This window comes from Micromonospora sp. NPDC004540 (genome assembly GCF_040610095.1).
GTDB lineage: Bacteria > Actinomycetota > Actinomycetes > Mycobacteriales > Micromonosporaceae > Micromonospora.
Map to the genome: position 1 here is coordinate 30,876 of NZ_JBEXLR010000005.1, position 18,061 is coordinate 48,936.

18 protein-coding genes are annotated in these 18,061 nt (G+C 69.5%); 14 read left to right on the forward strand and 4 right to left on the reverse strand.

The window, feature by feature from the left end; all coding sequences use genetic code 11:
* The first annotated feature begins 209 nt into the window (after window positions 1-209).
* The 5 genes from ABZV78_RS02985 (at window position 210) to ABZV78_RS03005 (ending at window position 4,434) form a co-directional block, all read left to right on the forward strand.
* Entirely contained in the window at window positions 210-608 is a 399-nt protein-coding gene (locus ABZV78_RS02985) for a hypothetical protein (RefSeq protein WP_355635090.1), read from the forward strand.
* 242 nt (window positions 609-850) lie between these two features.
* Window positions 851-1,339, forward strand: coding sequence for a hypothetical protein (locus ABZV78_RS02990; RefSeq protein ID WP_355635091.1), 489 nt, complete (start codon window positions 851-853; stop codon window positions 1,337-1,339).
* A gap of 149 nt (window positions 1,340-1,488) precedes the next feature.
* Window positions 1,489-2,163, forward strand: coding sequence for a tyrosine-type recombinase/integrase (locus tag ABZV78_RS02995; RefSeq protein ID WP_355635092.1), 675 nt, complete (start codon window positions 1,489-1,491; stop codon window positions 2,161-2,163).
* A 613-nt stretch (window positions 2,164-2,776) separates the two neighbouring features.
* Window positions 2,777-3,562 carry a maleylpyruvate isomerase N-terminal domain-containing protein gene (locus ABZV78_RS03000; RefSeq protein WP_355635093.1) on the forward strand — a complete coding sequence of 262 codons (786 nt, stop codon included), beginning with the start codon at window positions 2,777-2,779 and terminating at the stop codon, window positions 3,560-3,562.
* A 539-nt stretch (window positions 3,563-4,101) separates the two neighbouring features.
* The gene (locus ABZV78_RS03005) at window positions 4,102-4,434 is read left to right on the forward strand and encodes a hypothetical protein (protein ID WP_355635094.1); all 333 of its coding nucleotides are present in this window, start codon (window positions 4,102-4,104) and stop codon (window positions 4,432-4,434) included.
* Between the two features lie 72 nt (window positions 4,435-4,506).
* Here the strand turns inward: ABZV78_RS03005 and ABZV78_RS03010 are convergent, their stop codons facing one another.
* Window positions 4,507-5,208, reverse strand: a complete 702-nt coding sequence (locus tag ABZV78_RS03010) for a TetR/AcrR family transcriptional regulator (protein ID WP_355635147.1) — start codon at window positions 5,206-5,208, stop codon at window positions 4,507-4,509.
* Window positions 5,209-5,363: 155 nt separating this feature from the next.
* Here ABZV78_RS03010 and ABZV78_RS03015 point away from each other — a divergent pair, with 155 nt between their 5' ends.
* On the forward strand, window positions 5,364-6,050 hold the full coding sequence (locus tag ABZV78_RS03015; RefSeq protein ID WP_355635095.1) for a DUF2306 domain-containing protein: 687 nt from the start codon (window positions 5,364-5,366) through the stop codon (window positions 6,048-6,050).
* A gap of 826 nt (window positions 6,051-6,876) precedes the next feature.
* Here ABZV78_RS03015 and ABZV78_RS03020 read toward each other — a convergent pair.
* Window positions 6,877-7,818: a DMT family transporter gene (locus tag ABZV78_RS03020; RefSeq protein ID WP_355635096.1), complete on the reverse strand. Its 942-nt coding sequence runs from the start codon at window positions 7,816-7,818 to the stop codon at window positions 6,877-6,879.
* 109 nt (window positions 7,819-7,927) lie between these two features.
* Here ABZV78_RS03020 and ABZV78_RS03025 point away from each other — a divergent pair, with 109 nt between their 5' ends.
* From ABZV78_RS03025 to ABZV78_RS03035, 3 genes are all read left to right on the forward strand, one after another.
* Window positions 7,928-8,803 (forward strand): LysR family transcriptional regulator, encoded by an 876-nt coding sequence (locus ABZV78_RS03025; RefSeq protein WP_355635097.1) that lies wholly within the window; start codon window positions 7,928-7,930, stop codon window positions 8,801-8,803.
* Between the two features lie 400 nt (window positions 8,804-9,203).
* Complete coding sequence (locus ABZV78_RS03030) at window positions 9,204-10,529, forward strand: polysaccharide pyruvyl transferase family protein (protein ID WP_355635098.1); 1,326 nt, start codon at window positions 9,204-9,206, stop codon at window positions 10,527-10,529.
* 80 nt (window positions 10,530-10,609) lie between these two features.
* Complete coding sequence (locus ABZV78_RS03035; protein WP_355635099.1) at window positions 10,610-11,083, forward strand: LLM class flavin-dependent oxidoreductase; 474 nt, start codon at window positions 10,610-10,612, stop codon at window positions 11,081-11,083.
* Here the strand turns inward: ABZV78_RS03035 and ABZV78_RS03040 are convergent.
* Window positions 11,060-11,368 (reverse strand): hypothetical protein, encoded by a 309-nt coding sequence (locus ABZV78_RS03040; protein WP_355635100.1) that lies wholly within the window; start codon window positions 11,366-11,368, stop codon window positions 11,060-11,062. The genes ABZV78_RS03035 and ABZV78_RS03040 overlap by 24 nt on opposite strands.
* A gap of 281 nt (window positions 11,369-11,649) precedes the next feature.
* On the opposite strand from ABZV78_RS03040, the gene ABZV78_RS03045 reads away from it, so the two are divergent.
* Genes ABZV78_RS03045 through ABZV78_RS03065 form a run of 5 tightly spaced genes read left to right on the forward strand, consistent with a single transcriptional unit; the run spans window position 11,650 to window position 16,646 of the window.
* Window positions 11,650-12,537: an ABC transporter substrate-binding protein gene (locus tag ABZV78_RS03045; RefSeq protein ID WP_355635101.1), complete on the forward strand. Its 888-nt coding sequence runs from the start codon at window positions 11,650-11,652 to the stop codon at window positions 12,535-12,537.
* Between the two features lie 8 nt (window positions 12,538-12,545).
* Complete coding sequence (locus ABZV78_RS03050) at window positions 12,546-13,484, forward strand: amino acid ABC transporter permease (RefSeq protein ID WP_355635102.1); 939 nt, start codon at window positions 12,546-12,548, stop codon at window positions 13,482-13,484.
* Window positions 13,481-14,245 (forward strand): amino acid ABC transporter ATP-binding protein, encoded by a 765-nt coding sequence (locus ABZV78_RS03055; protein WP_355635103.1) that lies wholly within the window; start codon window positions 13,481-13,483, stop codon window positions 14,243-14,245. The genes ABZV78_RS03050 and ABZV78_RS03055 overlap by 4 nt, the downstream gene beginning before the upstream one ends.
* Window positions 14,245-15,867 carry a D-aminoacylase gene (locus ABZV78_RS03060; RefSeq protein WP_355635104.1) on the forward strand — a complete coding sequence of 541 codons (1,623 nt, stop codon included), beginning with the start codon at window positions 14,245-14,247 and terminating at the stop codon, window positions 15,865-15,867. The genes ABZV78_RS03055 and ABZV78_RS03060 overlap by 1 nt, the downstream gene beginning before the upstream one ends.
* A complete protein-coding gene (locus ABZV78_RS03065; RefSeq protein ID WP_355635105.1) occupies window positions 15,864-16,646 on the forward strand; it encodes a serine hydrolase in 783 nt (260 codons plus the stop codon). The genes ABZV78_RS03060 and ABZV78_RS03065 overlap by 4 nt, the downstream gene beginning before the upstream one ends.
* Here ABZV78_RS03065 and ABZV78_RS03070 read toward each other — a convergent pair.
* On the reverse strand, window positions 16,529-17,542 hold the full coding sequence (locus tag ABZV78_RS03070; protein WP_355635106.1) for a LysR substrate-binding domain-containing protein: 1,014 nt from the start codon (window positions 17,540-17,542) through the stop codon (window positions 16,529-16,531). The genes ABZV78_RS03065 and ABZV78_RS03070 overlap by 118 nt on opposite strands.
* Window positions 17,543-18,061 lie beyond the last annotated feature (519 nt).

Below are 18,061 nucleotides of genomic sequence, written 5' to 3' on the forward strand. Positions count from 1 at the left end.
GAGGCGTCCGGCCGACAGTGACTCGGTGTGACAGCAGAGGCCCACCGTGCCGGGCCCTGTCACTCGTCAAGTGGAACTGATGTGTAACGCGTCAAGTGGAGCCCGACACGCCGGCAGCCAGCCTGTGTCCCGTCACGGGACATGCTTGACACTCGCGTCCCACCAGACGCTTGACATGATCGTTCTGGTCGAGGCGCTAGCTTCCTCGCATGAGCTACGACATGTTCGTTCAGCGGTTCGAGCAGGGCGATGCAGCGCCGATGGCAGGTGAGGCGTTTCTGGCCGTCTTTGAGCCCTGCGTCGACCGTCGGGAACCTCAACACAGCTACTGGCACATCAGCGCCGATGACGGTGGTACGGCAGACCTCTACGCAGCCCTTGCCGGCGGCACGCTCGACAGTCTCATGATCAGCCGGTTTTCCGCCGGTGCCGTTCTCGACATGCTCGTCGAATACATCGGGCTCGCTGATGCCGTCGTGCTTCCACCCGGCTGCCCCACCTTGCTCGCGCACGAAGGGCAGCGGCACCACCTTCCCGAGGAACTTCGCACCGACGCCGTGGTCGTCCAAGCGGGCGCGGACGTAGAGCGCCTCCTGCAGACCTGCTAGGCGATGTGCAATTCATGTGCTGGGACGGATCTGTCAAGCATGTGGTGGGACTAGGCAGCCGGCAGCCAGCCTGTCCGGTCTCGGGACCTGCGTGACACGCCGGTATCAGGACCTGCGTGACGCTTCGCGGAGCCAGGGACCGGCGAAGCGCGCGTAGGGGTGTCCCTCCGCCGGAGGGCCGGCCCACTCGCCCGACGACAGAGGGCCGCATCGCGTAGGCGTGGATCGGTATGGTGCCTGGCATGGTTCGCACCCGCCACCTAATCGCAGCCGCCGCCCTGCTCCTGGCTCTGCCTGGCTGCGCCAGCGAACCGCAGCCGAAGAGGTCCAATAACGTCGCCCAGCCGCAGTACGCGTCCCCGCTCGGCAGCACCGCACCGGCCACCAGTGGCCCGCCCGTGGACGGCGGCACCTACGACAGCCCGCTCCTCCTGGTCGACGCGCTCCGCAAGGGCGGCATCGACTGCACCGGCTACTCGGCAATCGCCCAACCGCGAGGCGCAGTTGCCCGCGGCAACTGCCACGTCAATGGCGACGAGTACACCGTCGGCATCTACGCCTCAGCGTCGGATGCCAGGGCCCAGCCCGCTATGGAGGCGGAACTGCTGAAGGGTGTGGCACCGGTGGACCTGGTGCTCGGCCGGAACTGGACGGTGGGCTGCCCGGATCAGCAGGCGTGCCAGGCTGTGGCGTCGGTGCTAGGTGGCGAAGTGTTCCACGAGGACGCCTGACTCCGCAGAGCTGCTCCATGCGCCCGCAAGGGGTTACGGCCTGGGCTCACCTCCGACGCCCAGCCGGATACCCTCCTGCGGACCGGCGCACCCTCGTCTTCCGCGACCGGACCGGCCGGCCGCTGCGCCGTTCCAACTTCCGGCGCCGGGTGTGGCTGCCCTCCCTGGTCCCCGCCGGCCTGCTCGGCCAGGTCATCAACGTCGGTCCGCACCGCTACCGCGCGGTCTGGCCGGACCGTGAAGGCGTCGAGTGGTCGGCTGAGTTCACCACTGAGCGGGAGGCGGTCGCGTGCGTGGCGGCCAAGGCGGCTGGCGGGATGCGGTTCCACGACCTGCGGCATGCCTACGCGACCTGGCTGGTCACGGACGGCGTCCCGATCAACCTGGTGCAGCGGGTCATGGGACACGAGCAGGTGTCGACGACGCTCAATCGTTATACGCACACCCCGGACGACTATGCCGCCCGCGTCCTGGCCGCATTTGACGGCTCTGCTGCCCCTCACCGAGGAATCACCGTCAGAGAGCGTTCTCGACGAGGACGAGGAGGGGCTATGACCTGCGGCGGAGCGTTCAGCCCGGAAAGGGACGACCCCCGTCGGGGGATGCGGTTCCAAGCTGTCAGCGGCTGTCAGCTGGCGACCGTCCGCGTCAACGAGCACGTGTTAGATGCCGTCGGCCGGCGTTCCGTACCGCCCGGCATCGACGCTGGCGCTGCCTTCTTCCTGCCTCGCTGCCTGACTCGCCACTCCAGCAGGCGACATGGCCGGTACTTCGTTGAAGTTCCTCACTACAGAGGTAGGGGCAGATGGATCTCGCCCAGCTGAAAACCGCGCTGGATCGGAGAGGTGTGTCAGCGCGGCGGTACAGCCTGAGCGGCGGGTCACCGAACGGCGGGTTTGGCGTGGATCACGACGGCAGTGGGTGGACTGTGTACTGCAGCGAACGTGGCCAGCGGTGCTACGTCACAGAGAGCTACCGCTCCGAGCACGATGCTTGCCACCGGCTGTGGAACTTGATCACAGACGGGCAGCCTCTCCCCGAAGACCCGCAGTAAGCGCCCTAACGACCGCCCCGGCTTGAACCTGCGGCAAGTCGATGCATGCTGACGCCTCGCTTACAAGTTCTGGGCGCTTCGTCCGGCGGTGTTCGTCCGCGTGTACGACCTCGGGCAACTGGCCGCTCGCCGCCGTCTAGGGCCGCCCACGTCCCGGCCGGTTGCTGTCGACTTGGTGGGGCGCGATCCTGATGCTCAACTGGTCACCAAGTTCGCAGAAGCCGAGCCGGCGAGCGAGCCGTCGTGAGGGCTCGGGGCGTGCGCGCCATTGGGGTAGTAGTTTCCGCGCGTGAACCAAGGGCACCTATCAGTGCCGGGGCGGCCGGCGCGATCGGTTGCGAAATTCGCTGTCCGGTCGTCGGAGCACAGTGGTAGGAAGCCGGGTGCATAAAATTCTCAGTTTCTCTGATCATCTGCGGCTGATCAACGAACGGTCGACCGCCTTCCGCGCTGCGGTCGCCGCGGCACCCAGTCTCGACATGCAGGTGCCGACCCATCCCGAGCGGACGCTGTTCGATCTCGTGCAACACGTGGGCATGGCCCGCCGCAAATCGGCCGCCATCGTCGCCGCAGGGCCCGCAGACGCACCCCCGGAGAAGTCGGCTTGGGATGACAGCATGGGTGCGCCTCGGGAACGCGAGGCACTGCTGGCCTGGTGGACCGAGTCCGTCGAGCTAATGACGAGCGTGCTGCGTGAGGCCGGCCCGGATCGCGGTTGTTGGACGTGGTGGGATGACTCGCCGTCACCGCAAACCTCTGGTGCCTGGGCGCGGCGCCAGGTTCCCGAGATCGCGGTGTACACCTACGACGCCCAGCTCACCCTGGGTGCCCCGCAGCCGCTTCCAGACGAGGTCGCCCTCGACGGTTTCGACGACTGCCAGTTCACCCTCTGCGCGACGACGGTCGCCTGGCCACACGACCCCGCCATCGTCGATTACCACGCCACCGAGGGCCACTCCTGGCGCCTTCGGCTTTCCCGCGACGGCGCACAGGTCGCCCGCTTCACGCCCGCTGCCGGCGAGGATTCCGAAACGGCCGACGCCTCCGCCCGGGGCACGGCCAGTGACCTGGTCCTGTTCTTCTACGCCCGCATACCGCTGGATTCGCTTAAGTTCGAAGGCGACCGTCGTATCTTCGATCAGCTCGCCGCCTGGGACCCGTCCGTGTGACAACCGACGATATGCGATCTTCGCACCTGCGACGCCTGACGGCCTGGCGAAGGCCTACAGCGCTGTCGCCAGGCTCCGCCCCAGATCAGCGCGGGTGCGATGATCTTAATCCGGCGTACAGGTCGACTCGTCCGTCGCCCACCAGGTCAGCCGCTCTCACATGGCGGCTAACCTGCTGTTTCTTTGGGCGCTGTTGGGCGTCCTCGGTCATCTTTGGTCGGCGCTTGGCGGCCCAGCGACGGCCCAGACGGCCCGGAGACGGCCCAGGTCGGCCTTCGTTTGTAAGTTCTGGGCGCTCGGTCCGGCGGCGTCCGGCGGCGTCCCTGGCCTCGGGTCACTGTCCGGCGTCGGTCCTCACTGGGTCGCTCGGTCCGCGCCTGTTGCTGTCACCGCTGCTGTCGACAGCTGGGTAGCAGCGCTCGGATCAGTCGTCCTCATCCAGGAGGCCAAACGCCTCCAGTTCACCTTGTCTCTCGGGTTTTCATCCGGCCCAGGTGTCCCGTGCTCCAGGTCCCCAGGTGATGCGGCACTATGACCCCATGGACCAGGAGACTGAACGACGGCGGTGGATGCAGCAGCACATGACCTCCTGGCTCCGCCTCGCCACCACCCTGCAAAGCGAGGGCTGGGAGGCACAGGTGACATGTGAGGCAGCTCCGGTGCAGGTGGAAGGCCGCTTGCCGAGTGGCGAGCGGTTCTACTTCCGTGCCCGTCACAGCGATGTATCGCTCGGCATCGGAGGCGAGGACCCTGCCGACATCCCTGAGTGGGAGGAGAGCGAGCCACATGAGGAAGCGAGCTGGCTACCAGCTACCGACGGGGAGGCCATCATCCGACGGCTTGCGCTCCGGTATGCGGGGCGGGTGAGCTGAGCGGGCCACCGTCAGTTTGGAAGGTGCCTAACCTCAGCTTCAGCCGTGCGGGCGCGAATGCCTGGCGGCGGGTCAGGACAGGGCGCCGCGAGACGTCCATCCCTGCCGGTGGAGGGTTTCGAATCCGTCGAGCAGGAGGTCGAGCGCGAACGCGAACTCGAAGTCGTCGTCACAGCCTTGGCCGACGACCGACTCGTCTTCGTGAGCGGCGGCCATTGCTATCTCGGCGATGTGGGGATACCTGCCGGCCAGTTCGCGGAACGCGGCCGCCTGCACCTCTGGGTCCTCGGGCAGCGGTGAGGCGGGAAACAGTTCCTGGGTGAATCCCCACACCCGGCTGCCGAGAGCGTGCATCACGTGATGGGTGAGGTCGACGGAGAAGCCGCCGGCACGGAACATGCCGACGATCGAGTTCAGGTAGTCCAGCACGACCGGAGTGGGCTTCGGGCGGGACTCGATGACGCGTGACGACCAGGGGTGGCGCAGTAGGGCGCGTCGCGCCGAAAGGATGCGCTGCCGGATTGCTGACTTCCAGTCGGCGCCGTCGGCCGGCGGGTCGATCTCGCCGACGATGACGTCGACCATCCCGTCGAGGAGTTCCTCCTTGTTGGCTACGTGCTTGTAGAGCGCCATCGGTACGACGCCCAGCTCCTGGGCGAGGTTACGCATGCTCACGGCGTCGACGCCGGCGTGGTCGGCGAGCGCGACGGCGGCGCGCAGCACCCGGTCCCGGTTGAGGGGGGCCCGGCGTGCGCCGTCCAGTTGCTGAACCATCCGTCGCCTTCCCTCTTGAAGCAGTTGCCACACGCTAGCGCCTCTTGACGGTGTACGCCGTACACCCTACTCTCACCACTAGGTGTACGACGTACACCTCCGCGCAGTGGCGAAGTGCCGGCTGGACGGATGACCAGAAGATGAAGGGATCCGCCATGACCCTCTCGGCCAAGCGAGAGTGGCTGGTACCGGCCGGCCTGATCATGCTCAGCGCCGTTCCCGTGATCGCCGGCGCCGCCCGGGCCGCCGAACTCACCGGCGGTGCGACGGTCACCCCGGACAACGCCCGGTTCTTCGCCTCACCGGCACCCGTCCTGGTGCACATCGTCGGCGCCAGCCTGTACTGCCTCCTGGGCGCGTTCCAATTCGCCCCCGGCTTCCGCCGCCGCCGGCCCGGCTGGCACCGCCTCGCCGGACGGGTGCTGATCCCCTGCGGGCTCGCCGCTGCCCTGTCGGGCCTGTGGATGACCCTGTTCTATCCCCGCCCGCCGATCGACCACGTGCTGGTGACCCCGATGCGGCTCGTCTTCGGCACCGCCATGTTCTGCTGCATCGTCCTCGGCTTCGCCGCCATCCGGCGTCGGGACATTCCGCGCCACCGCGCCTGGATGGCCCGCGGCTACGCGATCGGTCTCGGTGCGGGCACCCAGGTCCTGACCCATTTGCCCTGGATGTTGCTGGCCGGCCAGCCGAGCGGGATCGGCCGGGCGCTGCTGATGCTCGCCGGCTGGGTGATCAACCTGGCCGTCGTCGAATGGGCGCTGCACAGGCGGCCGACCAAGCCAACCCGAAGCATCCAGCGCCGTGCCGGCGCTCCCGCCGGCCTTCTTGCCAGCCGATGACAGCCTCCACGCCGGTGGCGGTTCGGTCTTTGAGCTGCAAGAACAGCCACTTCATTCACCAGCCGTGGAGCCGCGGCGCTCCACGTTCGGCACACCACGCACCTCCTCGATGAACGAACGGCTATGGCTAATCGACGGCTTATTGGCGGATTAAGTCCGCCATAACCGGCAGTCGAGTGTCGGGGGGCGCCGATACTCTTCACCGCGCGGAAGGTCGGGGTCCGAAGGACTTCTGCACCGGGCCGCCCCAGGCAGTAAACCGCCGAGGGCAACGACCCCGGCCTTCCGTCCAAACCTCGGTCCGGACATGCTCGTCGCCGGTGCCGCCCGTTTTCCCCCAGAACGGGCGGCCGGCGTTTACCAGATCCGCTTCGCGGCGTACGCCTTGCGCCTGCGCGCTAAAACCGTCCTCATCCTCATCCCGCCAGCGGGTAACCAGAGCCATCGACCGGGCGGTCCGACATCCCAACTACGTCCTCGCCGCGTACATGGCCTCTGGGACGTAGCGACCACGACGAGTGACTCTGCCAAGCGCGTGCATCCCACCGGCTCCGGCTTGCGCCCGAAGGGCTCGACTTGTCGACGAGACGCCAGCATCCGGCAAGCATCGTTCCTCTAGACCACGACTTTCGGGGACGAAACCCTGGAGTCGTCCGCGGTGGTGGCCAACTCGGCGATGAACCGGGAACGTGCTTCAGATCGTCGATCCGCGGCTGGATCCCCTGGTCGGAAAGCGGACGCCGCGGAATCCTTCGTCGGCCGGTCGTCCGGGTGGCGGCTGCCGATCACTGTCGTACGTCCTGTTCATTCTTTCGCGGAATGCGGGTCAGGCTCTCGGCGCGCTCAACGCTGCCGGGGTTTCCGCCGACGCCGGTGCCGACGGCGGCCGCTCATGCCGGCGGGTCAGGCCGACCCCGACGAGCACGACCACCATCCCAGCGGCGATCCGGAGGCTGAAACCCTCGTCGAGCACGATGGCCCCCAGCGCCACCGAGACCACCGGCAGCAGATAGCCGACCGTCGCGGCGTTGGTGGCGCCCTCGGCGGCGATGATCCGGTAGGTGAGATGGAAGGTGACCCCGGTAGCGACGACGCCCAGGATCACGACGGCGATCGCGGTCTTCGGGCCGATCTCGATCGATGTCAGACCGCCGACCGGCAGGGTCAGCGCGGTCAGGCCGGTCGCCGCGATGAGCTGCGCCGCGGACAGCGAGATGGTGGGGATACCCCTGCCGACCAGCTTACGGCCCATGTACGCGAAGCCGACGGCATAGCTCGCCGCCGCGGCGACGATGGCGAGCACGCCCCAGCCGACCGGCCCGGTCGTCTGCCACGGAGCGAAGATCAGCACGACCCCGGCGAACCCGAGCAGGAGTCCGCCCAGCCGGACCGGCCGGAGTCCGCGCTCGGAGCCAATAGCGACCCCGATCAGCACGGACCACAGCGGGGTCGTCGCGTTCAGCACGCCGGCCACCCCGGAGTCGATGGTCTGCTGGCCGATGCTGAACATGGCGAACGGCAGGGCGTTGCAGAAGAAGGCGGCCACGACGATGTGACCCCAGGTCGCTCGATCCGTAGGCAGCCGTCGACCCGAGCCGAGGCATGCGACCAGCAGGGCGGCCGATCCGAGTACGCACCGGCTGAGGGTGACCTGGACCGGAGTCAATGCGGCCAGGGCCAGTTCGATCCAGAGGAAGGTCGATCCCCACAGCAGGGCGAGCACGCCCACCCGCGCCCACGCCCATGTCCTGCCCACTACACCGTTCACCTTGATCTCCTCGATCCGTCCCCATGAACGGTGCCGAACCCAACCTGGAAGGACAAGCAAAAGGTTCTGCACGTACGTTAAGTTCTGCTACATGCTTGACGTGAGACGGATGCAGGTGCTGCGGGCGGTGGTCGCCAGCGGGTCGGTGACCGCAGCGGCGGCGCACCTCGGCTACACCCCCTCAGCCGTCAGCCAGCAGGTGGCGGCGCTGGAGAAGGAGGCCGGGATCGCGCTGCTCGAACGGGTCGGCCGGGGCGTGCGGCCCACTGCGGCGGGACGACTACTCACCGGGCACGCGGCCATCATCAGCCAGCAAGTCGCCGAGGCCGAGACCGCGCTGGCCGACCTGCGCGCCGGGCGTACGGGCCGGCTGACGATCCGCTATTTCGCCTCGGTCGGCCCGACCCTGCTGGCACCCGCCCTCGCCCGACTCCGGCGCGAGCACCCGGGCGTGACGATCGACCCCAAGTTGACCGATCCCAATGATCCACTGCCAGACGTGGAGCAAGGAACCGCCGACCTGGCCATCGTGGTCCGCCCAACGAGCGGCGAAAGCCGTCAGGGCATCCGCCTGATGCACCTGCTCGACGACGCGTACCAGGCCGTGCTGCCCACCAGTCACCCGCTCGCCGCGCAACGGGTGATCGACCTGGCTGACCTCGCCGGCGAACCCTGGGTCGGCAGCGAACCGCCCGGCCCCTGCCTGGAGCCAATACTCGACGCCTGCGCCGCGGCGGGCTTCACCCCGGACTTCGTGGCGAAATCGGAGGACTACGCCACGGCTCAGGGATTCGTCGCAGCTGGCCTCGGCATCAGCCTGGTCCCTCGACTCGGACTGAGCACCCGTCACCCAGGAGTCATCATCCGCCCGGTCCGCCGACCCGAGCCGGTAAGGACGATCTACGCCGCTTTCCGGGAGATCTCACTCGATCAGCCCGCACTGCGCGCGCTGATCGACGCCCTCATGGACGCCGCGAAGGCGTGAGACATGCTGCTTGTCGAACTCTCGTATAGATCGACTGCCAGGAGCCGTAGCGACGACTCAGGCGCTACCTCATCCGACACCAAGATCCTGAAGACACTGCCTAGCCCAGAGGGTCTCGTCGTGTCGCAGCGCGACCGTTAGCAGGGTCAGGAGCCCGCGCCACTCGTTCTCGGGCCACTCGTCGGCTCGCGACTGGCGGTCGGCCGCGACAGCGCCCCGTCGACGCTCGTGCTCGCCCTACCCGCTGGCACCCCGGAAACCCTCCACCGGCGGGCCACCCTGAGGGCACCCGTCGTGCATCCCGATGACCTAAACTTCTCACCCTTGTATGGGGCGGCGATCTTCGCTGGCTGGGTCCCGTCGGGGCACACCATGCCCGCTACGGAAGGTGGAAACTGGGATGCATCAGCGGATCCTGCTGCGCGCCCGCAAGGGCCCGTTCCACGTCATCTCCCACGAGGAAACCTACGAGCGGGATTGGATCGGCAAGAACAGCGGAAACCTGGTCTTCAGCCACGCCGCGCACAAGCTGCTGGCGACCTCGACCGCGGAGATCACACCGTCGCGGCTCCGGACCAACGCGCGCGACGCCGACGAGATCAACGAGAAGTACGACGTCTTCGTGATTCCGCTGGCCAACGCGTTCCGCCGCAGCTTCGCGGACCGGTTGGTGTCGATGACCCGGCTGATCGAGCGGCTGAAGATCCCGGTGGTGGTCCTCGGCGTCGGCGTGCAGACCGACGTCGACGGCAACCGGGAGTTCCTGCGGCCGATCGACGAGGCGGTCACCGCCTTCTGCCGGGCGGTGCTCGACCGCTCGCACAGCATCGGCGTACGCGGCGAGGTCACCGAGAGCTACCTGCGCACCCTCGGCTTCTCCGCGGTCGAGCAGATCGGCTGCCCGTCGATGTTCCTGCACGGCGACAGCCTCCAAATTGATAAGGCGAAGGCGACGCTGAGACCGGACGACCGGATCGCGCTCACCCTCTCGCCCTACGTCACCTCGATGGCCGCGATCGTCCGCCACCACCACCAGCGCTACCCGAACCTGCGCTACGTGGTGCAGGACCTGAACACCCTCGGCACCCTGCTCTACGGCGACGCCCCGCACCTGCGCGGCAAAAGCCACGACATCCCCGTCCACACCTCACACCCGCTCTTCGTCGAGGACAAGGTGCGGATGTTCGTCGACCCGTGGACCTGGATGGAATACCTGTCCGGGTTCGACTTCGCCTTCGGCACCCGGATCCACGGCACCATCACCGCGCTGATCTCCGGCACCCCCGGCTACCTCTTCGCGCACGACTCACGCACCCTGGAGCTCGCCCGCTACTTCGGCATCCCGCACCGGATCATGCGGGACGTGCCGGCCGACATCGACGCCGCCCAGCTCTACGAGGAAGCCGACTACACGGCGCTCAACGAGGGCCACAAGGCGCGCTTCGCGACGCTCGCCGCGTTCCTCGCCAAGCACGACCTCGCTCATTCGTTCGCCGACGGAGACAGCGCCACCCGCTTCGACCAGCAGGTCCGCGAGACCGTCTACCCACCGGCAGTTCGCCCGGTCACCGCGTACACCCCCGAGGAGCTGCTGCCGCGCATACAGTGGCTGCGAGACGAGAACCGGAAGCTCCAGCAGGCCGCTGAGTCGCGGCGCGCTGACCACTTGCGCGAGCGGCTCGGCAAGGCGGTCGGCAACCGGATCCGCCGGATGTTGCGCCGCTGATCGTACGCCCGTTCGGTCAGCTGGCCCCGGCGACGCCTTAACCTGCTGGCTGAGCTCAACGACGCAGCGGGGCATCTCGTGTGCTGGCCAAGCGGGCGGCGACCCTCGACATCCTCGCCGGCGGCCGGTTCGACCTCGGGCTCGGTCTCGGCCGGGCAGACGAGGAAAACCAGGCGACGGGCGTGAGCAAGCATCGGCGGGGCCGGCGGGCCGATGAGTTCCTCGCGGTCCTGCGCGCGCTGTGGCAGCAGGATGTCGCCGAGCATCACGGCGAGTTCCATCAGGTCCCGCCGACGCGTCTCGCGCCGAAGCCGGTGCAGCGCCCGCACCCGCCGATCCTGCTCGGCGGCCAGGCGCCCGCAGCGCTGCGCCGGGCGGGCCGGCTCGCCGACGGCTGGGTCAGCGGCAGCCGACAAGGGGGCGTAGGGCTACGAGGGGAAGACGAAGGTCGCCTCCACGCGGGCCGGGATCGAAGGTACGACGCCCTGTTCCAGTCGCAAGGGCGGCAAGGCGGGCGGCAGGTCCGACGATCATTCAGGGAACAGGGGTCGTAACGCACCCGCAAGCTCGGTGAGCCGCAATCGGGACAGCGGCCGGTCGATCCGACGGAACGCGTCGACGATCGGCCCCAACGTCAGCGACTCGCGAAGCGGTGGGCACACCGAGACCAAGGCGGTGTGCTGGTCCGGCGCGGCCAACCACTCCCGCAGCTGTCGGCTCTTCCCGATCCCCGCCTCGCCCTCCACCGGCTCATGCCAGGCAGCGGCTACCTGCGGAGTAGCGAGCAGCTTCGCCGCCGACGACGCCACAGTCAGGTAGACCTCTCGGATCTGCGCCATGTCGAAGCCCCTGGGGTTAGCGGTGCATGCCGGTGTCCGGCAACGTCAACAGCAAGATCCCGGAGGGCGTTCCACCTCGCCGTCCCTAACTGGCCGCCGGCTTCCCACGCTGCCAACCAGCCGCTGGCCGAGCGGCCGGGGAGCGGACGGCCGGATTGCCATCTCTCACTCCACTGGTGAGCATCGAGTATTTGGATGCTCACCCCGCAAAGCATTCTGGCTGTTCATGCTGACCGATCCCGGATAGGGTCCCCGCCATCGTCTCAGGCAGGAGGTTTCCGGTGGTCAGGAAGCGTGCGCTTCGCATTGTCGTCGGTCTCGCCGCACTCTCACTCGCCGTCGCCGGCTGCGGCCGCTCGACCAGTGGCCAGACGCCGCAGGCCGGTGCCTCCGCCTCGGTGGCCGCCGACGCCAAGGCGGCCGACATGGTCCCGGCCGCACTCAAGGAGAAGGGCGTCCTGCGGGTCGCCACCGCCGAGGGCTACCCGCCGATGGAGATGTACAAGGAGGGGACCCAGGACCTGATCGGTGTCGACCCGGAGCTGGCGGCGGCGATCGCCGGGCGGCTCGGCCTGAAGCTGGAGATGACCAACGCCAGCTTCCCCGGTCTGATCCCGGGTCTGCAGGCCGACCGGTGGGACCTGGCGATGTCCTCGATGAGCGACACCGAGGAGCGCCGCAAGGCCGTCGACTTCGTCGACTACTTCCAGGCCGGCGGCGCCATCATGGTGGCCAAGGGCAACCCGGCCGGGGTGAAAGACCTGGCGGACCTGTGCGGCCGCGCCGTGGTGCTCGCCAAGGGCAGCTCCAACCTCGCCATCGGCGAGAAGCAGAACACCTCGTGCGCCAAGAAGATGACCATCTCGCAGAGCGAGGACGCCCCGACCGGCCTGCTGCAGATCGACGCCGGGCGCGCGGTGGCCACCATCGTCGACTACCCGGTGGCCAAGATGCTGGCCACGCAGAGCGGCAAGTACGAGGTGCTGGAGGCCCAGTACGAGGCCGGCCCGTGGGGCATCGCGATCGACAAGAAGGACAGCCAGCTGCGCGACGCCGTCCAGCGGGCCCTCCAGGAGCTGATCGACTCGGGTGACTACACGAAGCTCCTGGAGAAGTGGGGCGTGCAGGGCAGCGGTGTGCAGACCGCGACGGTCAACGACAAGAAGTGAGCACACCGGTGGACACGACCGCAACGGGTCCGGCTACGGCCGGGCCCGCCAGCCCGGAGGTGAACCGGATCAGCCACCCGCTGCGGCCGGGGCGCTGGCTGGCCGCCGGGGTGACCGCCCTGATCCTGGCCTGGCTGGCCTGGACCATCGCCATCAACCCGAACCTGCACTGGGACATCGTCGTCAGGTACCAGTTCGACCGGGTCATCCTGGAAGGGCTGTGGGTCACCGTTCAGCTCACGGTCGCGTCCATGGCGATCGGTGTGGTGCTCGGCGTCGTCGTGGCGCTGATGCAGGTCTCCGACAGCCGCGTCCTGCGCACCGGCGCCATGGCCTACGTGTGGTTCTTCCGCGGCACGCCGCTGCTGGTGCAGCTGATCTTCTGGTTCAACATCGCGCTGATCTTCCCCGAGGTCGGGCTGGGCGTGCCGTTCGGCGGCCCGAAGCTGATGACCTGGGAGACGAACACCCTGGTCACCGGATTCGTCGCGGCGCTGCTCGGGCTCAGCATCAACGAGGGTGCCTACATGAGCGAGATCGTCCGGGCCGGCCTGCGCGCGGTCGACCCCGGCCAGCAGGAGGCCGCGGCGGCGTTGGGCATGTCCCGCATGAAGATCATGAGGCGGGTCGTGCTGCCCCAGGCGATGCGGATCATCGTGCCGCCGACCGGCAACCAGCTCATCTCCATGCTGAAGACGACCTCGCTCGTCTCGGTGATCGCCGGCGCCGACCTGCTCACCGTCGCCCAGCGGCTCTACCTGACCAACTTCGAGGTGATCGCACTGCTGATCGTCGCGTCCCTGTGGTACCTGGTCCTCACCACCGTCGCCAGCATCGGCCAGTACTACGTCGAACGCCGGTTCAGCCGCGGCTTCGGCGCCACCGCCCCGGGAACCCTGCGCGGGCGGGTCGCCCGCAACCTGCGCTTCACCGGGAGCGCCCGATGACCCCGCCGATGGTGCAGTGCCGGGCCCTGCGCAAGAGCTTCGGCCGGCTGGAGGTGCTGCGCGGCATCGACCTGACCATCGAACGCGGCCGGGTGGTCTGCGTGGTCGGCCCGTCCGGCTCCGGCAAGTCCACCCTGCTGCGCTGCCTCAACCACCTCGAGGAGCCGCAGGCGGGCCGCGTCTACGTCGACGGCGAACTGATCGGGTACGAAGAGCGCGGCGGCCGGCTGCGGCCCCTGCCGGACGCGCGGCTGCGCCGCCAGCGCGAGTCGATCGGCATGGTCTTCCAGCGCTTCCACCTGTTCCCGCACCGCACCGCGCTGGGAAACGTGATGGAGGGCCTGGTCGCGGTGAAGGGCGTCCCGGCCGCCGCCGCGCGGCGGCGCGCCGCAGACCTGCTCGACCGGGTCGGACTGGCCGACCGCGCCCACCACTACCCGGCGCAGCTGTCCGGCGGCCAGCAGCAGCGGGTGGCCATCGCCCGCTCGCTGGCCATGTCACCGAAGCTGATGCTCTTCGACGAGCCGACCTCGGCGCTCGACCCGGAACTGGTCGGCGAGGTGCTGGAGGTGATGAAGGACCTCGCGGCGAGCGGCATGACCATGATCGTGGTCACCCACGAGATGGGCTTCGCCCGCGAGGTCGGCGACCACCTCGTCTTCATGGACGAGGGCCTGATCGTGGAGCAGGGCCCGCCACGGGAGGTGCTCTCCGCGCCGCGGCACGACCGTACCCGCGCCTTCCTGTCCAAGGTGCTCTGATGGCCCAGCTGGACCTGCTGGTCACCGGCGGGGACGTGGTCGACGGCACCGGCTCGCCGTCCCGACCCGCCGACGTGGGCGTCCGCGAAGGGCGGCTCGTGCTGCTGCCACCGGCCAGCCGCACCCCCGCCGCCGAGGTCATCGACGCGACCGGCCTCACCGTCACGCCCGGCTTCATCGACGTGCACACCCACTCCGACCTGCTTGCCGGAGACGACGAGCAGCGGGAGGTGCTGCGGCGGGCGCCGCTGCTGCAGGGCGTCACCACGGAGATCTGCGGCAACTGCGGCATCAGCCCCTTCCCGGTCCCGCCCGAGCGCGCCGAACCGGTGCGGGAACTGATCGCCGCGACGTTCGGGCCACCCGCGTCGGCGCACGGGTCGTTCGCCGAGTTCGCCGACGCCCAGGGCGTGGCCCGGCGCAACCACCTCGCCGCCCTCGTCGGCCACGGCACGCTGCGCGCCGCGGTGGTCGGCTTCGCCCAGCGGCGGGCTACCCCCGCGGAGATCCAGGCGATGTGCCACCTGCTCGACGAGGCCCTCGCTGCGGGCGCGGCCGGCCTGTCGACCGGCCTGATCTACTCCCCGGGCGTCAACGCCGGCACCGACGAGGTCATCGCGCTGGCCCGGGTCGCGGCCGCACACGGCAAGCCGTACGTGACGCACCTGCGTGACGAGATGTCCCAGGTCGAAGCCGCACTCGAGGAGGCCATCGAGATCGCCACCGCGGCCGGGTCAGCGCTGCAGGTCTCCCACCACAAGACCGCGGGCCGGCGCGCCTGGGGCGCCACCGTCCGCACCCTCACCCGACTCGAACAGGCGCGCGCCGACGGGCTGGACGTCACCTGCGACGTCTACCCGTACACCGCGGGCAGCACGGCCCTGCACGCCATGTTGCCGCCGTGGCTGATCGCCGACGGCGTACCGGCGATGCTCACCGCCGCCGCCGAGCCTGCGGTCCGCGACCGGATCCGCCACGACCTGGTCGCCGGCGTGCCCGGCTGGGAGAACACCGTCGGCAACGGCGGCTGGGACCTGATCCGCGTCGCGTCCGCCCCGAACAACCCCGACGCGCAAGGGCACACCATCGCCGACCTGGCCGCCGCGCGCGGCGTCGACCCCGTCGACTACGCCTGCGACCTCCTTGCAGCGGAGCACGGCGACGTCACCATCCTCAGCCACTCCATGCACGAGGACGACGTACGCCGGGTGCTGGCCAGCCCGCTGACCATGCTGTGCTCGGACGGCGTACCGAAGGGGGGCCGTCCCCACCCGCGGTGGGCGGGCAGCTTCGCCCGGGTGCTCGGGTACTACGTTCGCGAGGTGGGACTGCTGGATCTGGCGGAGGCGGTGCACAAGATGACCGGGATGCCCGCGGCCCGCTTCGGCCTGCGGGACCGCGGGCTGCTCGCCGACGGGTACGCCGCCGACCTGGTCGTCCTCGACCCGCAGCGCGTCGCCGACGGCGCCACCTACGACGACCCGCTGGCCCCACCACACGGGGTGCGGTGCGTGCTCGTCAGCGGCCGGGTCGTCGTGGACGCCGATGCGGTCACCGACGCGCGGCCGGGCCGGGTGCTGGCCGTACCGGATCGGCAGCCCGCCGTGCAGAGACCGCGATGAGCCCGGCAGTGCGGATCGGGGCGATGGTGTGGCGGCTGGACGACGGCCACACCCTCTCCACCGACCCCGACCTGGTCCTGCCGCTGGCCAGCGTCGGCAAGGTGCTGCTCCTCGGCGAGGTCGCCCGCCGGCTCGCCGACCGGACCCTTGCCGCAGGCCAGCCGATCGAGCTGCTCGACACCGACCGGGAGCTCGGCGGCACCGGCCTGCTCGGCCAACTGTCGCCCCGATGGTGGACGATCGCCGACCTGGTCACGGCGGTCGCCACGGTCAGCGACAACGCCGCCACCAACGCCCTGCTGCGGCTGGTGACCCTGGACGCCGTGCGGGACCTGGCCCGCGGCACCGGGATGTGGGACACCACCGTGCACGACCGGATCCGCGCCGAACGCGGCCCCGGCGTACCGGAAACCTTCGCCACCGGCACCGCCCGCGAACTCTGCGCCTTCCTCGCCGACGTGGCTCAGGGGACCTGGCAGAGCCCGCAGGCGTGCAAGCTGCTGCGCGGCTGGCTCGCCGGGAACACCGACCGCACGATGGTCGCCGACTCGATCGGCCACGACCCCTGGTCGGGCGACGGCGTCCGGGTGGAGAACAAGACCGGAACCGACACCGGGGTACGCGCCGACACCGGCATCGTGTCCGGCCGGCACACCGTCGTCTACGCCGTGATCGCCGCGTTCCCGCCGGGGGAGGAGCGGGCCGCCGTCGCCGAACTGCGCCGCTGGGGTACGGCGGTCGACCGGCTCGCCGAACCCCATCGCTCCGACAACTCCTGACTGAGCGCCGCCGCCGCGTCGCGCAGCCGCTCGACGAAGCTGCCGACCACCGGGTTGGGGTTGCCGGACCGCAGCGCCACACCGATCTCCCGGTACAGCCTGGCGTGGGCGAGCTGCCGCACCGCCACCCCGCCCGGGTTGCGCAGGCCGAGCGACGGCACCAGCGCCACCCCGACACCGGCCCGAACCAGGCCCAGCACCACCTCGTAATGGTCACTGCGGCAGCGGATCCGTGGCGCGAAGCCCTCCGCCCGCGCCGCCAGCTCCAGCACCGACACCTCGCCCTGCACGCCGAGGGTGGTGATCCACGGCTCGGCGGCAAGGTCGGCGAGCCGCAGCCGCCGCCGGCGGGCGAGCGGATGATCCGGAGGAAGCACCACCAGCTGGGGGTCCACCATCAGCGGCTCGACCTTCGCGTAGGGCGACTCCTGGGCCGGGCTCAGCGGATGGTCGAAGACCACCACCAGGTCCAGCTCACCCTGATGGAGGCGGGGGAGCAGTTCCTGCGGCTGCCCCAGGATCAGCGCCAGCTCGACCTGCGGATGTTCCCGGGTGAAGCTCGACAGCGCGCGCGGCAGCAGTTCGGTGCCGGCGGTGGCGAAGAACCCGATCCGCAGCAGTCCCTGGCGGCCCTCGCCGTGGGCGGACAGTTCGTCGCGGGCGGCCGACATCAGATCGGAGATCTGCTGCGCGTAGTCCGCAAGGCGCTGGCCCGCGACGGTGAGCCGCAGACTGCGCGGCCCCCGGTCCACCAGCGCCACCCCGGCCTCCTGCTCCAACGCGGCGAGCTGGTGGGAGACCGCGGACGGGCTCAGTGCAAGCCGCTCCGCGGCGGCGACGATGGTGCCGTGGCGGGCGATCTCCAGGATGACCTGCAGGCGTGCGGTGTTGAACATCGGCGGGTTGCCTCCCTGGTCAGGACCCGGCGCCGCCTTCCCAGGAAGCGGTGGCCACACGATAGCGCCTCTTGACGGTGTACGCCGTACAGCTCCGACGGCTGGACCGCGTGCTCGACACTGTTCAGGACGAACTGCTCACCCCGGTCTCGGCCGCCGAGCGGCCCTGGTCGCGTTGCTCGGGAAGCTGCTGCCGCACCACGGCGACGCCAACCTCATGAAGGACCTGAACAAGGTCCATCCGGAGGGTGTCGGCTCACGGGTCGTCAGCTACGTTGAGGCTGCTCGCGGCTCCGCCTCGTCGGCCAGGTGGAAGTCGGCAGTAGGGCTCGGACAACGGCCGAAGCCTGGGCGGAGACCCCGCTCGGGTCCGCCAGCCACTGTCTCCGATCCACCGCTGCCGCACGTCGGGCAGTACGGGGGAGATCAGAAGCACATGGCGTCGCGGGTGATGCCGCCGAATCTGACGGCGGCCAACGATCTGCTGCTGCAGCGGGGACCTCTGCCTCCGGAGGAGGT

Bases quoted from the DNA above. Each gene is read 5' to 3' on its own strand.
- ABZV78_RS02985 (WP_355635090.1), top strand. From the start codon at position 210: ATGAGCTACGACATGTTCGTTCAGCGGTTCGAGCAGGGCGATGCAGCG.
- ABZV78_RS02990 (WP_355635091.1), top strand. From the start codon at position 851: ATGGTTCGCACCCGCCACCTAATCGCAGCCGCCGCCCTGCTCCTGGCT.
- ABZV78_RS03005 (WP_355635094.1), top strand. From the start codon at position 4,102: ATGGACCAGGAGACTGAACGACGGCGGTGGATGCAGCAGCACATGACC.
- ABZV78_RS03010 (WP_355635147.1), bottom strand. From the start codon at position 5,208: ATGGTTCAGCAACTGGACGGCGCACGCCGGGCCCCCCTCAACCGGGAC.
- ABZV78_RS03015 (WP_355635095.1), top strand. From the start codon at position 5,364: ATGACCCTCTCGGCCAAGCGAGAGTGGCTGGTACCGGCCGGCCTGATC.
- ABZV78_RS03025 (WP_355635097.1), top strand. From the start codon at position 7,928: ATGCAGGTGCTGCGGGCGGTGGTCGCCAGCGGGTCGGTGACCGCAGCG.
- ABZV78_RS03030 (WP_355635098.1), top strand. From the start codon at position 9,204: ATGCATCAGCGGATCCTGCTGCGCGCCCGCAAGGGCCCGTTCCACGTC.
- ABZV78_RS03040 (WP_355635100.1), bottom strand. From the start codon at position 11,368: ATGGCGCAGATCCGAGAGGTCTACCTGACTGTGGCGTCGTCGGCGGCG.
- ABZV78_RS03055 (WP_355635103.1), top strand. From the start codon at position 13,481: ATGACCCCGCCGATGGTGCAGTGCCGGGCCCTGCGCAAGAGCTTCGGC.
- ABZV78_RS03060 (WP_355635104.1), top strand. From the start codon at position 14,245: ATGGCCCAGCTGGACCTGCTGGTCACCGGCGGGGACGTGGTCGACGGC.
- ABZV78_RS03065 (WP_355635105.1), top strand. From the start codon at position 15,864: ATGAGCCCGGCAGTGCGGATCGGGGCGATGGTGTGGCGGCTGGACGAC.
- ABZV78_RS03070 (WP_355635106.1), bottom strand. From the start codon at position 17,542: ATGTTCAACACCGCACGCCTGCAGGTCATCCTGGAGATCGCCCGCCAC.